The organism is Nocardia stercoris (genome assembly GCF_003696265.1).
Taxonomy (GTDB): Bacteria; Actinomycetota; Actinomycetes; order Mycobacteriales; family Mycobacteriaceae; genus Nocardia; species Nocardia stercoris.
Genome location: NZ_RFFH01000013.1, coordinates 105,818 through 121,372, shown reverse-complemented (window position 1 = coordinate 121,372; position 15,555 = coordinate 105,818). Strand labels below are relative to the sequence as shown.

General features: G+C 70.0%; 11 protein-coding genes. 1 reads left to right on the top strand and 10 read right to left on the bottom strand.

The annotated features are described in order from the left end of the window. Positions 1-33: 33 nt before the first annotated feature. From EBN03_RS25100 to EBN03_RS25055, 10 genes are all read right to left on the bottom strand, one after another. Positions 34-2,322 (bottom strand): ATP-dependent DNA ligase, encoded by a 2,289-nt coding sequence (locus EBN03_RS25100; RefSeq protein WP_122190582.1) that lies wholly within the window; start codon positions 2,320-2,322, stop codon positions 34-36. A gap of 69 nt (positions 2,323-2,391) precedes the next feature. Continuing rightward, positions 2,392-2,712: an antitoxin gene (locus tag EBN03_RS25095; protein ID WP_233608628.1), complete on the bottom strand. Its 321-nt coding sequence runs from the start codon at positions 2,710-2,712 to the stop codon at positions 2,392-2,394. Between the two features lie 22 nt (positions 2,713-2,734). Further along, on the bottom strand, positions 2,735-3,901 hold the full coding sequence (locus tag EBN03_RS25090) for an MBL fold metallo-hydrolase (protein WP_122190580.1): 1,167 nt from the start codon (positions 3,899-3,901) through the stop codon (positions 2,735-2,737). Next, a complete protein-coding gene (locus EBN03_RS25085) occupies positions 3,901-4,626 on the bottom strand; it encodes an enoyl-CoA hydratase (protein ID WP_122190579.1) in 726 nt (241 codons plus the stop codon). Before EBN03_RS25085 ends, EBN03_RS25090 begins: the two co-directional genes overlap by 1 nt. A gap of 146 nt (positions 4,627-4,772) precedes the next feature. Beyond that, a complete protein-coding gene (locus EBN03_RS25080; RefSeq protein ID WP_122190578.1) occupies positions 4,773-5,591 on the bottom strand; it encodes an aldo/keto reductase in 819 nt (272 codons plus the stop codon). Between the two features lie 123 nt (positions 5,592-5,714). Next, on the bottom strand, positions 5,715-7,397 hold the full coding sequence (locus EBN03_RS25075; protein WP_122190577.1) for a carboxyl transferase domain-containing protein: 1,683 nt from the start codon (positions 7,395-7,397) through the stop codon (positions 5,715-5,717). A 250-nt stretch (positions 7,398-7,647) separates the two neighbouring features. Then, on the bottom strand, positions 7,648-8,250 hold the full coding sequence (locus EBN03_RS25070) for a GTP-binding protein (RefSeq protein ID WP_199742956.1): 603 nt from the start codon (positions 8,248-8,250) through the stop codon (positions 7,648-7,650). Beyond that, positions 8,231-8,605, bottom strand: a complete 375-nt coding sequence (locus tag EBN03_RS25065; RefSeq protein WP_122190576.1) for a DUF742 domain-containing protein — start codon at positions 8,603-8,605, stop codon at positions 8,231-8,233. Before EBN03_RS25065 ends, EBN03_RS25070 begins: the two co-directional genes overlap by 20 nt. 7 nt (positions 8,606-8,612) lie before the next feature. Next, positions 8,613-9,026, bottom strand: a complete 414-nt coding sequence (locus EBN03_RS25060; RefSeq protein WP_122190575.1) for a roadblock/LC7 domain-containing protein — start codon at positions 9,024-9,026, stop codon at positions 8,613-8,615. Further along, entirely contained in the window at positions 9,023-13,084 is a 4,062-nt protein-coding gene (locus tag EBN03_RS25055) for a sensor histidine kinase (protein ID WP_122190574.1), read from the bottom strand. The genes EBN03_RS25060 and EBN03_RS25055 overlap by 4 nt, the downstream gene beginning before the upstream one ends. A 306-nt stretch (positions 13,085-13,390) precedes the next feature. Here EBN03_RS25055 and EBN03_RS25050 point away from each other — a divergent pair, with 306 nt between their 5' ends. Next, entirely contained in the window at positions 13,391-15,538 is a 2,148-nt protein-coding gene (locus tag EBN03_RS25050; protein WP_122190573.1) for an AMP-binding protein, read from the top strand. Positions 15,539-15,555 lie beyond the last annotated feature (17 nt).

The following is a 15,555-nucleotide window of genomic DNA, read 5'->3' as shown; positions in this document are numbered from 1 at the left end:
ATGATAACGACTGATTCGCCGGGTCCGCGGAATTTACCGGCCGCCCGATACCCATGCCGGATGCCACAGCCGCCCGGCATCGGTCCAATTCATGAAACGCACGAGCCCGGTCAGTTTCGGTGTCACCCATACCGCGTCGGCGATTTCCTCGGCGGTCAGGTCGTTGTCGAACGGGCTGGTTTTACGCTCCAGTGGCCGCATTCGCGCCGACAGTTCCTGCTGTTGCCGTTCGCTGAAACCGGTTCCGACCCGGCCGATGTACTGCAGGGTGCCCTCGTGCGGAATCCCGACCAGCAGTGAGGCGAACGGGCGCGCCGGACTGCGCCGCCAGCCGCCGATAACCACCTCCTGGGTCCGCCAGTTGCGGGTCTTGATCCAGGCCTGCGAGCGCCGGCCGGGTTGGTAGGTCGAATCCAGCCGCTTGGCCACCACCCCCTCCTGGCCGAGTTCGCGGCTGATGTCCAGCGCCGTCGCGCCCGGCCCGGACATCCGGTCCGGCACGAGCAGTTCGGGTACCGACGCCGCCAGCGCCTCGAGCACCATGCGGCGGTCGCTGTAGCGCTTGCCGATCAGCGAGGTGCCGTCGAGATACAGCACGTCGAACACCACGAATACCGCGCGCGCCGGATCCGATTGCAGCAGCGCGACATTCGACAGACCCTGATCGTCGAGGACGACAGCCTCACCGTCGAGCACCACCCTGTGCCCGGCCAACGCGGCGGCCGAGGCGGCGATCCGCGGATAGCGATCGGTGACCACGTTTCCCGCCCGGCTGCGCAATGTGGCTGTGCCGCGGTCGAATTCGCCGATCAGCCGGAAGCCGTCCCACTTGATCTCGAAAGCCCAGTCGGTGTCGTCGAGGTTCGCGACCTCCGCGGCGGTGGCCAGCATCGGGCGCAGACCGCGCGGAAAGTCGGAACTCTCGGCACCGGCGGGCCCGGTCGCGGTCCGCACCACCTTGCCGCGCGCGCCCACACCGGCAGCCGCGGGTTCGGGCTCGACGGGTTTCATCAGATGCATCAGCCACTGCGTCCCGGAGGTCTGAATGAAGGCGTAACGCCCGTCCAGCCGTTCACCGTGGAACCGGACGATCACCTCGTCGTCGCGCCACTTCTCGGTCTCGTAGGTGCCGCGGTCCCAGATCGTCATCTCGCCGCCGCCGTACTCCCCGCGCGGAATCGTGCCGTGGAAGTCCAGGTACTCCAAGGGATGATCCTCGGTGTGGACGGCGAGCCGGTTCTGCTTCGGTGAGGTCGGCGGCCCCTTGGGGACCGCCCAGGACACGAGCACACCGTCGCGTTCCAAGCGCACGTCCCAGTGCAGCCGGCGCGCGTGATGCTCCTGCACCACGAACCGGTTGCCCGGCCCGGCGATCGGCGCCCCGGCCGGAACGGGTTCCGGGGTGCGCCGCGGATCGCGCATCGACCGGTAGGTGTCGAGCGGATCCGCGGCCCTGGGCAGCGCGGGGTCCAGTCCGTCCAGCAGGTCACCGTCGGCCCGGAAACGGGTCAGCACCTCGTCGAAGGTCAACTGCCGCAACCGGTCTCCGGCCTCGATCTCGGACCAGGCGCGCGGGGCGGCCACGGTCGGATGCTCACGCCCGCGCAGCGAGTAGGGCGCGATGGTGGTCTTGGCCGGGTTGTTCTGACTCCAGTCCAAGAAGATCTTGCCGGTCCGCGCCGACTTCGCCATCGACGCGGTGACCAGACCGGGATGCAACTGCTGCAGTCCGGTGGCCACCTGTTTGGCGACCGTGGACGCGCCCGTCGCGTCGAGCGGATTGTCCAGCGGCACGTAGACGTGAATTCCCTTGCTGCCGCTGGTCACCGGATAGGCGCGCAGGCCCACCTCGTGCACGGTGTCGCGGATGGCCAGCGCGATCGCCGCGCATTCGGCCAGCCCCGCACCCGGGCCGGGGTCCAGATCGAAGACCAGCCGGGTGTTCGGGCCCGGCCCGTCGGCATCGAAACGCCATTGCGGCACATGGATTTCCAGTGCGGCCTGCTGGCCCAGCCAGGCCAGCCCCGCCACCGAGTCGATCAGCGGATAGGTCACCCGCCGATCGGAATGGACCACGCCGCGCCGCGGCAGCCAGGACGGCACGTGCGCGGCCAGGTTCTTCTCGAAGAACGAAGGCTGGTCCACCCCGTTCGGCCAGCGTTTTCGGGTGACCGGCCGGCCCGCGATGTGCGGGAGGACACCGGCCGCGACCGCCACGAAATAGTCGACCACCTCCCCCTTCGTGGTACCGGTCGACGGATACAGCACCTTGTCGAGGTTGCTGACCGCAACCTCGATTCCCCCGTATTCGCGGGTGGCCATGGCGGCTGCCGGGCGCGCGACGTCACCGGCGGCCGCGCACGCGACAGCCCGGAGGTCGGACGGGCCGAGCTACTCGGCCGGCGGAGTCTGTTCGGCCGCCGGTTCCGGTGCGGGCGGCGCCGGTGTCGGTGCTGGCGGCGCGGGTTCCGGGGTGGGCGGCGTGGGTTCCGAGGCGGAGGGCGCGGGTTCCGGGGCGGACGCAGCGGCGGCATGCGGCTCCGGGATCGCGCTCTTCACCGCGTCGGTGCCCTTCTTGATCTGCTCGCCGTACCTGCCGCCGGTCTTCTCGTCGATGAAGCTGCCGGCCTTGTCGACCGCATCGTGGATCTTGTCGGCGTTGCCCTCGACGGTTTCCTTGCCCTTGTCGAGCAACCCTTTCAAGGTGTCCATCAAACTCACAGCGTTACCTCCGTCATTCGTCGGTCTTGCCGGGCTTGTCCACATCTTCCCACCACTCTACCTGCGGCGATAGGGTATCGATATCGAGTCGCTGACCCGGCAGCGGCACCGCCGTCCGGGTTCCCGCGGCCTGGGCCGCGGCCCGCATCCGCCGGATCGGCTCGACCCACGGGTGAAATGCCAGATTGAAAGTGGCCCAGTGGATGGGCACCATCACGCCGTAGCCCGCCGCGCCCACGCACACGTCCGCGTGCGCGGCGACCGCCTCCTCCGGGTTCATGTGGATATCGGGCCAGTGCTCGTCGTAGGCGCCGACCGGCAGCAGGGTGAGGTCGAACGGGCCGTAGTTGGCGCCGATCTCGGCGAACGCCTTGGTGTAGCCGGTGTCGCCACCGAAGTACGCGCGGTGCCGCGGGCCCGAGATCACCCACGACGCCCACTGGGTCAGGTTGCGGGAGGTGCCGCGCCCGGAGAAGTGCCGCGCCTCGGTGCAGGTGATCACCAGCGCGTCCGCCCCGGAACCCGCGGGACGGTTCAGCGTGGTGGACGTACCCCAGTCCAGCTCCACGATCCGGGCCGCGGGCACCCGCCACTTCCGCAGATGCGCGCCGATTCCCAGCGGCACCACGAACAGCGCGTCCTGGGTGTCGGTGAGCGCGCGCACGGTCGCCAGATCCAGATGGTCGTAGTGGTCGTGCGAGATCACGATCGCGTCCAGCGGCGGCAGGTCGGTCAGCGGCAACGGCACCGGGTGCAGCCGGGCCGGGCCGACCAGCTGCGACGGGGACACCCGCTCACTCCACACCGGGTCGGTGAGTACCCGGAACCCGTCGACCTCGAGCAGCGCGGACGCGTGCCCGTACCAGGTCACCGCAAGCGCACCCGCCGTCCCGGCCGGCGGTTCGGACACCAGCGGCACGGGCCGCGGCGGGCGGCCGACGTTGCGGCGGGTGAGCACCGAGGTGAGCAGTGACGGGGACGATCCCGGCGCAAGCTGGACGCTGGGCTCGGTGTTGTGGAACTTGCGGTCGCGATAGCTGCTCGCGCCCGCGGCCACCGGCGCGATCTCGTTCGCGGTCGCGCCGAGCTCCTCGGGCACGTCCCAGGCCGCCCGGACCAGGGCGCTGAGTCCCGCGACGCCGGCGGCACCGGCGACCAGACGCCGGATCGTCCCCGCCATCAGCGGCCCTCGAACTTCGGGGTGCGCTTCTCGCCGCGGGCGGCGAGCGCCTCCTTGGCATCGGCGCTCGACCAGGCGCGGTGGAGTGCCGTGAGCTGATCATCGGTGGCTTCGGTGCGGGTGCCGTCGTCGTTGAGCACGAGTTTCATGTGCTGCAACGACAGTGGCGCCAGCTCGGCGATCGACTCCGCCCACTGCTGGGCGTCGGCGAGCGTGCCGATCCGGTTGGCGAAGCCGTGGGTGTACGCGTCGGCCGCCGAGATGGTCCCGGCACCCATCAGCATGGTGCGCGCCGGACCGCCGCCGACCAGCGACACCAGCCGCTTCATCGTCCAATTGTCCACCGAGATACCGAGTTTCGCGGCGGGGATGGCGATCGACGCATTCGGGTCCAGCACCCGCAGATCCGAGGCCAGCGCCAGCTGTACCCCGGCACCGTACGCGCCGCCGTTGAGCGCGGCGATCACCGGCACCGGGACCGACTCGATGGTCACCAGCATGGCCTGCAGGGCGGTGAGGAAGTCCTCGTTGTCGATCCCGTCGAGGTCGGCGCCCGCGCTGAAAACCGTGCCCTGGCCGGTGAGTACGATCACCCGTGCCTGCTCCGCGGCCTGCACGACCGCGTCGTGCAGCAAGCCCACCAGTTCGAGGTTGAGCGCGTTGCGGCGCTGCGGACGTTGCAGTTCCAGGGTGATCACATCACCCGAGCGGCTGGATGCCAGCATCAGCTTCTCCCCAATACATGCGGTTCGATTGCGTGCGTCGCGGTGGCCGGTCCGGCCGCCGGACGATCTCGTCGATCCCACTCTATTGCCGCAACTTACCGCGCGGTACGTGATGCCCGCCGCCCGCCGGGCGCGCGAATACCGCGTCAGTCCAGGCCGTACGCGAACTCGTCCGGGTCGGGGCCGACCCGGGTGCCGGTGTCCAGGGCGGAGATCCGCCCCATCTGGTCGGCGGTGAGTTCGAAGGAGAAGACGTCGAAGTTCTCCCGGATGCGGGCCGGGGTCACCGACTTCGGGATGACCACGGTGCCCAGCTGCAGATGCCAGCGGATGACCACCTGCGCCGGGGTCCGGCCGATCTCGGCGGCGATCGCGGTGATCACCGGGTTCGTCAGCTCCTGCCCCTGGCCCAGCGGGCTCCACGCCTCGGTGACGATGGCGTGCTCGGCGTGGAACTCGCGCAGCCGCGGCTGCGCGAGCGTGGGATGCAGCTCGATCTGGTTCACCGCCGGCACCTCACCGGTCTCGGCAATCAGCCGTTCCAGGTGGGGAATCTGGAAGTTGCTCACGCCGATCGACCCGATCCGGCCCTGCGCCTTCAACGTCTGGAAGGCGCGGAAGGTGTCGACGAACCGGCCGGCCGCGGCCACCGGCCAGTGGATCAGGTACAGATCCAGGAACTCCACACCCAGTTTGGCCATGCTGGCGTCGAAGGCGCGCAGCGTGGAGTCGTAGCCCTGGTCGGAGTTCCACAGTTTCGTGGTGAGGAAGATGTCGTCGCGCGGCAGACCCGACTCGGCGATCGCCCGGCCCACCTCCGTCTCGTTCTGGTAGGCGGCGGCGGTATCGATGCTGCGATAGCCGGTCTCCAGCGCGGTGGCGACGGTAGCGGTGGTCTGATCCTCACTCACCTGCCACACACCGAAACCGAGCTGCGGAATCACGTTCCCGTCGTTGAGAACCATCGACGGTACTGTGCTGGTCGCGCTACGAAAGGTCACCTTTGCGACCGTAGAAGCGCTCGGCGACCACGTCAACGACCGACGTATGTGTTGGACCGTGGCGTACACCGCGGCCGAGGCGCCGGGCTATCGGGTGGGCAGGCCGAGGCGGCGGTAGCGGCGCGAGCGCAGGGCACGCAGTTCCGCGGTCGGGCGGCCGCCGAGGTCGGTGAGCTCGGCCGCGATCGCGTCCACCATGCGGCGCGCGAAGTCCTCCGGTTCGGTTGCGGCGTCGGGGTTTTCGGCGACGATTCGGTCGACGATGCCGTCGGCCAGCAGGTCGCGGGCCCGGATGCGCTGCGCGGCGGCCACTTCCGGGGCGCGGGCTGGGTCACGGTAGACGAGTTCGCTGGCGCCCTCCGGCGGGAGTGGGGCCAGCCAGCTGTGTTGCGCGGCCAGGACGCGGTCGGCGGGCAGGAGGGCCAGAGCACCGCCGCCACTGCCCTGTCCGAGCAGCACCGATACCGTCGGGGTGTCGAGGGTGACGAGTTCCGCCAGGCAGCGGGCGATTTCGGGGGCGAGCCCGCGTTCCTCCGCCTCCCGCGAGAGCGCGGCACCGGCGGTGTCGATGACCAGGACCAGCGGCAGGTGAAGTTCGGCGGCCAGGCGCATGGCACGCTGCGCTTCGCGTAATGCGGCCGGGCCCATGGTGTTCTCGGCGGACGCGGTGGACCGGTCGTGTCCGAACACGATGCAGGACCGCCCGCCCAGCTGGGCGAAGGCATGCAGGACAGTGCGATCGGATTCGCCCTGCCCGGTGCCGCTGAGCGGAACGCGATTCGTGGCCCGCCGCAACAACTCTCGGATGCCTGGGCGGCCCGGTTCGCGGGAGATCCGCACGTCCCGCCAGGCCTGCGCCGGTGTGCCGGAATCGGATTCCCCGGCCGAAGGCGCAGATCCGGTCGCCGACGCCGCATCCACAGGGTCGCCACCCGCCGAGAACGACTGCCGCACAGCGCTATCCGGCGCACCATGTCCGCTTCGGTCAGCTCCGCCACCGCGCGGCGACCGCGGCGCATCGGGTTCCGGCACGGCACCGCGCCCCTCGACGCCGACCCGGATACCGGCGGCACCGGCATTCGCCGCACCGGCGGCACCGCGCGCGCCGTCGACGACTTCGAGTACCCGGTGCGCGACCCGGCGGAACACCCCGGCGGGCAGCACACCGTCGACAACCCCACTGCGGTAAAGGTTTTCGGCCGTCTGCACACCCTCCGGGAACGGATGCCCGTACAGCGCCTCGTACACCCGTGGTCCCAGGAATCCGATCCGCGCACCGGGTTCGGCGAAGGTCATGTGCCCCAGCGAACCCCACGACGCGAACACCCCGCCCATGGTCGGGTCACGCAGATACACCAGATACGGGTAGCCGGCCTGCTTGTGCGCCGCGACCGCACCCGCGATCTTCACCATCTGCACGAAGGCGACCGTGCCCTCCTGCATCCGGGTCCCACCCGAGGTAGGCGAGGCCAGCAGCGGCAGACCGAGTTCGGTGGCACGCTCGACCGCCCGCACGACCCGCTCGGCCGCGGCCACACCGATCGACCCGGCCAGGAAGCGGAATTCGCAGGCGATCACCGCCACCCGGCGGCCACGCAACAACGCCTCGCCGGTCACCACGGACTCGTCGGTACCGGACCGCTCCGCCGCGGCCGTCAGCTCCGCGCGATACGCGGCCGACACCGGAACCGGCACGACCGGACCGTCCCAGGACACGAAGGACCCACGATCGACCAACTCGCCGAGCAGGTCCGCCGCCGAAAGAGTCACCAGCCGAACCTACCCGCCGCGGGGCCTCACCTGCGGTCCCCGTGGGAATCCGCCGAGACCGGCACCCCGACGAGCTGCCCGACCAACGACAGCAGCGACCACGGATCGAGCACTTCGCCCAACACTTCCGCTACCGAAAGGGTCATGCGGGCGAGCCTAGCGCGCACCGGCTCGCGGCCGGCGCGGGGGCAACCGGCCGTAGCATCCTCATCGTGCTGCGGCCGGCCGCCCGTGCCAGGAGCGCCGGAGCCTAGTAGCCCTGAACGACCTTGCGTAGCGCGTACTCGGTGACCGAGACCAGCGCCTGCTTGACCGGGTCGCGCCGGCGGGCGTCGATCGACATGATCGGCACATCGGCGGACACGGCCAGCGCCTGGCGGATGTCCTCGAGCGGATACCGGGGCGCATCGTCGAACTCGTTGATGGCCACCAGGAAGGGCAGGCTGCGCGCCTCGAAGTAGTCGACGGCCGCGAAGCTGTCCTCCAGCCGGCGGGTGTCGACCAGCACCACAGCGCCGATGGCACCGCGGATCAGGTCGTCCCACATGAACCAGAAGCGGTACTGGCCGGGAGTCCCGAACAGGTACAGCACCAGGTCGTCGGCGAGGCTGATCCTGCCGAAGTCCATGGCCACCGTGGTGGTGGCCTTCGACGGCACCGCAGCCAGGCTGTCGACACCGACACTGGCATTGGTCACCAGCGCCTCGGTGCGCAACGGAACGATCTCCGAAACCGCGCCGACGAGCGTCGTCTTACCTACACCGAAACCGCCCGCGACCACGATCTTCGCCGACGTCGGCTTCGTTGTGCGCGTATCGACCTGGGCTGTCGAATCAAATACGCCGGAGTCCACTGAGAACCCTTTCGATCAGCTCGCGACGTTCATCGTCGCTCGAATCGTCTTTCAAAGTCGCGGATACCCGCACATGGCCGGCCTCGATGAGGTCGGCAACGAGTACCCGGGCCACCCCGATCGGAATACCCAGTCGGGCAGCCAGTTCCGCAACAGACGGCGACTCTCGGCACAACTCCACGATTGACGTCTCGATGTTGGTGAGCTCGAACTGCCGCTCCAAGGCGACCGGATGCGATGCGACGAGGGCTTCCAACGCCAGCTCGACCTTCGGCCGCACCCGGCCGCCGGTCAGCGAGTACGGGCGTACCAGGCTCGGCTCGGCGGGCCCCACGCGTTGATTGTCTATGTCCATCCCGCCATCAGGAACCCATCGTGACGCGAGGTGTGGCCTGGACCGTCTGGCCCACTCGCTCGACCAACAGGGCCATCTCGTAACCAACCTGGCCGATGTCGCAGTTGGTGTTCGTCAACACGGCGAGGTAGGAACCGTCACCGACTGCCATCAGCAGCAGGTAGCCGTGTTCCATCTCGACCACCGACTGGAGCACGGTGCCGCCTTCGAACAAGTTCGAGACACCCACCGAGAGGCTGGCCAACCCCGCCGTCACCGCGGACAGCTGCTCGGCCCGGTCCACCGGCAGCTGCGCGCTGGCAGCCATCAATAGACCGTCGGCCGACACCAGCACGGCGTGCGCGACACCGGGAACCTGGTTGGTGAAGTTGGTAACCAGCCAATCCAGTTGATGGTTCGTACCACCTAGATCGGGGTTCATCGGTCTCCTTTATCTCCGGTGAGGTTCATTGCTCTCATCGCGCGGCCATCCCGGACACCCTGCTGGTGGCGGCTCAGGCTGGACTTGATGGATTCTGGGTCACGGTGGGTCGTGCGGTCAGCGTTTCCGACAACACCGCCCGGAACCAGTCGGTTACCCGGATCACGTTGGGGCAATCCGGAAGCCGTCCGCTTCGCCGATTCCGACTCGACCGCGCGGCGTGCGGCCTGCCATCCCTCGTCAGCGGCTGACTCGAAGTTGGCGGCGGCCTGCGACCGATCCGCATTCGGATCGGCCAGCCACGCGGACATCATCTCGGCGAAGATCGGAGTTCCGCCACCCACGGCCGCCGGTTCCTCCGCCGCCGGCTGCAGCCGGGTCTGGAAGAACGCCGCGGTCTTCTGCGGGTTGGGGCGGAAACTGTGGCGGCCCTGGTCGCGAAGGTCCGCGGGGACCGCGGTATCGGGACCGGACGGCTCGGGCACGGGCAGGCTCAGCCCCGGCGTCGGGAGCGGCCGCGGCGGCAGCCCGGCACCCGGAGTCCGTTGCGGCAGGCCACCATTGGCGTCCCGCTGCGGCAGACCACCGTTGGCATCCCGCTGCGGAAGACCACCACCATTGGTATCCCGCTGCGGCAGAACACCATTGACGTCCCGCTGCGGCAGACCACCGTTGGCGTCCCGCTGCGGTAGGCCGGCACCGGCGTCCCGCTGTGGTAGGCCCTCGGCCGCGCGCGGCGGCAGGCTGGTGGAACCGGGTTCGCGCTGCGGCAGGCCGGGGATACCGGGCTCGCGCCGGATCGGAGCCGAGTCCCGCGGCGGCAGGCCCAGCGCACCGTTGACGCCGGGTTCCTTGGGCACGCGAGGAATCGAACCGGAGGCCGGGCCGTTGACCGCCGGATCCTGCGGCGCGCGCGGGATCGGACCGGAGTTGCGCTGGATCGGCCCGGACTCCTGCAGGTTGCGCGAGATCGGACCCGACTCCTGCGGGTTACGGGGGATCGGACCGGACTCCTGCGGGTTGCGCGGGATCGGACCGGACTCCTGGGGACTGCGCGGGATCAGACCCGAGTCCCGTTGCGGCAGAGCACCGTTGGCCTCACGCTGCGGCAGACCGCCATCGCGCTGCGGCAGACCACCATCACGCTGGGGCAGACCACCGTCACGCTGAGGCAGACCACCGTCACGCTGAGGCAGACCGTCACGCTGCGGCAGCGAACCGTTCGCCTGGCGCTGCGGCAGGCCCGCACCGGGCTCCCGCTGCGGCAGACCCGAGGGCCCGTGCGGCGCGGCCGGACCGTTCGCCGGCGGCGGCACCGGACCACCCGACAGCGGCGCACCGGCCGGCGGCGCGGAAGGCGTACGGCGGGAAGGGAATCCACCGAGCATGCCCGGGCCACCGGGCTGCGGGGCGGTGCCGGGCTGGCGCTGCGGCAGACCCGAAGGACCCTGCGGCGCGGCACCCGAACCCGGCTGCGGGCCAGCGGCGGGCGCACCGGGCGGCGCCTGCATCGGGGCGGCCGGCGGCATCCCACCGGCGAGCGACTGCGGCGGCGTCGACGGCTGACCGTCCTGCGCCGGCTGGCGGCGCAGCATGCTGGCGGCCAAGCCCGGCTGCGGCTGCGGCGCGGGACCCTGCGGGCGCTGCTGCGGCGCACCCGGACCCTGCGGCGCGCCGAGGCCCGGGCCGCCGGGACCCTGCGGGCCGGCGGCACCCGGCTCCCGCTGCGGCAGACCGGAACTAGGTGCTCCGGCCGGACCGGACAGCGTGTGGCGAACAGTGGGGCCGTTGGTGCCGGGCTGCCGCTGCGGCAGGCCGGCCGGAATGTTGTTGCCGGGCTGGCGCTGCGGCAGGCCGTTCGCGCCGTTGGCCACCGCGGGCATCGCGGGCGGTACCGGGCCGGTCGCGGGCCGGGCCGGGGGCGGCGTCGGGCCGGTCGCCGGAATCGGGCCACTGCCCGGCCCGGGGGCCGGGCCGCTGCCGGGCGCCGGGGCGCCGGCGGGCCGGCTGCTGGTGGGCATCGGCCCGCTCACACCCGGGTCGACCGTCACCATCATGTTGCCGCTCGGCGTGCGGGTGACCGCGCGCGTCTGCATCGAGGAGTTGGCGGTGGTGTCGTCCTGCGGCGCCACCGACTGCATACCCGACTGCGGGGGCACGGTCACGGTGCCACCGGCCGGGGCGACCAGCAGTGGCCGCGGCACGTGCACGGCCACGGTGACACCCGGGTCCCGGGCGGTGTCGAAGGTGGGACGCAGCCGCACGGTCAGACCGTGCCGCTCGGCGAGCCGGCCGACCACGAAAAGACCCATGTGGCGAGCGGTTTCGGGCCCGGGCTCGGCGGTGATCTCCAGTCGCCGGTTGATCTCGGCCATCTCGGCCGGCGGCATACCGATACCGCGGTCGGCGACCTCGATCAGCACGCCCTGGTCGTGCGCCTGGGCGAAGGTGAACTTGACGTCGGTCTCCGGCGGCGAGGCCCGCAGCGCGTTGTCGAGCAGCTCGGCGAACAGGTGCGCGAGGTCGGAGGCGGCCGGTTCGGTCACCGCGCCACGCGGCGTCGCGCCCAGCTTGACGCGCTCGTAGTCCTCGACCTCGGAGATGGCCGCGCGCAGCACGTCCGCGATCTCGACCGGCGCGGACTTACCGCGCCGCTGCCGGGTACCGGCCAGAATCAGCAGGTTGTCGCCGTTGCGTCGCATACGCGCGGCGAGATGGTCGAGGCGGAAGAGGTTTTCGAGCAGGCGCGGGTCCTTCTCGTCGTACTCCATCGCCTCGATGAGGGTCAGCTGGTGGTCGACAAGGGACTTGGACCGGCGGGCCAGCGTCTCGAACATGTCGTTGACCTGAGTACGCATCGCGGCCTGATCGGCCGCCAAACGCAGGGCCTGACCGTGGATGTCGTCGACCGCTCGGGCGAGCTGACCGATCTCCTCCTCGGTGTGCACCGGCATCGGTTCCAGCGGAACGTCTTCGGGCCGGGCGCCGTCACGCAGACGCGCGACCTCGTGCCCGAGGTCGTGTTCGGCGACGCGCAGCGCGGCCAGCCGCAGCTTGCGCAGCGGGATGATCATGGCCCGCGCCACCAGCACCGCGAACAACAGCGCCGCGAGGATGGTGAAGACGACGATGACGGCGTAACGGAAAGCGGCGCCACGCGAGTTCTCCGCGAGCGTGTTCACCCGGCCGGTGATGTCGACGATCGACGGGTCGACGACCTTCTGGTACTCGGCCACCGTGTCCAGCGCGGACTGCCGCAGGTCGGCGACGGGCAGTTGCCCGGCCGACACCTGCGGGCCGCTCGACACCATGTCGATCCGGTCCTGAACCAGCTTCTGCAGCGCGATGATCCGCTCGTCGTTCGGCGGGAACTGGCGCGCCATCGTGCCCACCAGGTACTTCTCGGTGTTGGCCGCGCTGAGGAAGTCGGCCATGCCGTTCTTGGTGTCACCGCGCAGCATCTCGGCCAGACCGGCCGCACCGGTGACGACCATGGCGCGCGCGTTGACCACCGAGATCAGCCGCAGCTTGGCGGCCTGGATCCCGGAGTCGTTCACCTCGAGCAGCACGTCGGCCATCAGATCGGCGGCATCGGCGTACAGCTGCTGCGAGGGACCGCTGGCGTCGGAGATCTGCACCGACGGCGACGGACCGTTGGCCCGGATCGCCTTGGACATCGTGATCATCTCGTCGAGCCGGGCCTTGGCGGCCGGCTCGTCGGTGAGCTTGGTGGCGGCCCGCTGGGCCGCGGTGATCGCGGTGTCCAGCGCGGCCAGGTCGGCATCGCTGACCAGGGACTTGTCCGGCCCCAACATGATCGCCTGTTCCATGGCGACGGTCGCACCGGCGACGCACAGGTTACTGATCGCCGGGATCGTGCTGACCCGGCGCGCAGCGGCGTTCATGTCCGAGGAATCGCCGAACTGCGCGGTGATTCGAAACGCCCCCAGGGCAACAGCGACCAGCAGCGGCACGGCGAGCACCGCCGTGACCTTCCAGCGCAGGTCCCAATTGCCCAGCGTCCAACGACTTCCGCCGGACCTCGCGGCGTCACGCATCTCCCACTCACTTTCCAAACTGGCCCCAGCCACGCGCCATCAACCGAGCCTGTGCGTTCGCGCGCCGGCTCGACAGGCAATGCTGGCCGAGAACTACGGCTGGCCGAGAAATTGCGTCTACGACGGCCGAAATTTGTGACATGCGATTCTAACGGATCAATAACTTCTTGTGCGACCCCTTGGCAAGCACCACCCTTTGACCTGCCTCTTCCGAACAAAATCAAAGGTCGCGGCGTCCACCCGGACGTCGCGTGAAGTCTGCCACAATCAGGCTGATCTATCGAGGCGAGGCAGGGAGTCACACGGTTGAACGTGAAGCGGGAGTACCGTCCCACCTACCAGACGAGCCTCGTGGACCCCTCCGACTTCTGGCGTACCGCAGCGAAAGCCATCAGCTGGGATGTACCGCCGGACCAGATCCTCGATGCCACAGCGAGACCCACGGCCCGCTGGTTTCCGGATGCTCGCCTCAACACCTCCTACAATGCCCTCGACCGCCATGTGCTCGATCTCACATCTTCCGGTCCGGTCACCGGGACGGACGACGAGCTCCTCGCTGCGGAAGACCATCGAACCGGCGGCCGTGCGGACCAACCCGCCCTAATATACGACTCCGCTATGACGGGCGCCACAGTTGTCTACACCTACGCCCAACTTCTGGACGAGGTCGCCCGATTCGCCGGAGCCATGCGGCGATTGGGCGTCCGGCCGGGTGACCGGGTCGTCGTCTACATGCCGATGATCCCGGAAGCCGTGATCGCCATGCTGGCCTGCGCCCGGATCGGCGCGGTGCACTCGGTGGTGTTCGGCGGCTTCGCCGCCCACGAGCTCGCGGCCCGCATCGACGACGCCGAACCGGTCCTGATCGTCACGGCCTCCGGCGGTCTCGAACCCGGCAAGCGAATCGAATACCCGCCCATCGTGATTCGGGCGCTGGACGAGGTGACCACCACCGCGCCGCGGCACGTCGTGGTCAAGCAGCGCGACGGTTTCCCGGTCATCCCGTTCCAGCAGCCGCAGCCGGCCACCGAATCGCTGCCCGGCTCGGCCGAGAGCATCGCCGCGCAGTGGCTCGATTGGGACGAGACAGTCCGCGACGCCGAGCCCGCCGCACCGGTTCCGGTGGCCGCCACCGATCCGCTCTACATCCTCTACACCTCCGGCACCACCGGGAAGCCCAAGGGCGTGGTGCGCGACAACGGCGGTCACGCGGTTGCCCTGGCCTGGTCGATGCGCAACATCTACGGTCTCGAACCGGGGCAGACGATGCTCACCACCTCCGACATCGGCTGGGTGGTCGGGCACTCCTACATCGTCTACGCCCCGTTGCTGATCGGCGCCACCACGATCCTGTACGAGGGCAAGCCGGTCGGCACTCCCGACGCCGGCGCCTACTGGCGGCTGGTCGAACAGTACGGCGTGGACGTCATGTTCACCGCGCCCACTGCCCTGCGCGCGATCCGCCGGGTCGATCCCGCGGCCACCCTCGCCCACCGCTACGACCTGACCGGACTGCGGGCCATGTTCTGCGCCGGCGAGCGCCTGGACCCGGCCACCTACGAGTGGGCGCGCGACGTCCTGCTGGCGCCGAACCCGGACTGCCCGGTGGTGGACCACTGGTGGCAGACCGAGACCGGCTGGCCGGTGTGCGCGGATCCGCTGGGGCTGCAAGCACTTCCGACCAAACCGGGCTCGGCGGGTGTACCGATCCCCGGCTACCGCATCCGGGTCCTGGACTTCGAAGGCGACGCGGTCGCACCCGGCGTCGAGGGCAATATCGTCATGGGCCTGCCACTGCCGCCCGGCACCCTCACCACGCTGTGGGGTGACGACGAGCGGTACGTCCGTTCCTACCTGTCCGCGTTCCCCGGCCACTATCTCAGCGGTGACTCCGGGTACCTGGACGAGGACGGCTACCTCTACGTCCTGGGCCGCAGCGACGACGTGATCAACATGGCCGGGCACCGGCTGTCGGCGGGCAGCATCGAGGCCGCGGTGGCCGGACACCCGGCGATCGCCGAATGCGCGGTGGTCGGCATCCCCGACGAGCTGAAGGGTCAGCTGCCGATCGCCTATGTGGTGCTCAAGGCGCCGGCGTCGCTGGCCGAGGCCGTGCCCACGCCCGACCCGGATCAGCTGCGCGACGAGGTGATCGAACGGGTCCGCGACCAGGTCGGCGCGATCGCCACCCTGTACGACGTGGTCGTGGTCCAGGCCCTGCCGAAGACCCGGTCCGGAAAGATCCTGCGCCGCACCATCCGCCAGATCGTGTCCGGTGTGGAATGGGAGATGCCGGCCACCGTCGAGGATCCGGCGGTGGTGGTGGCGCTCGAGGATCAGACGCTGGCCACCCGCGCGAGCCTCGCTCCGGCCGCGGCACCGCACGCCGAACAGCCCGCGCCCGAGCTGATCGGCGACCCGGACGCCGCGAACGGCACCCCGCTGGCGCACTGATCTCACCGACTTCACAC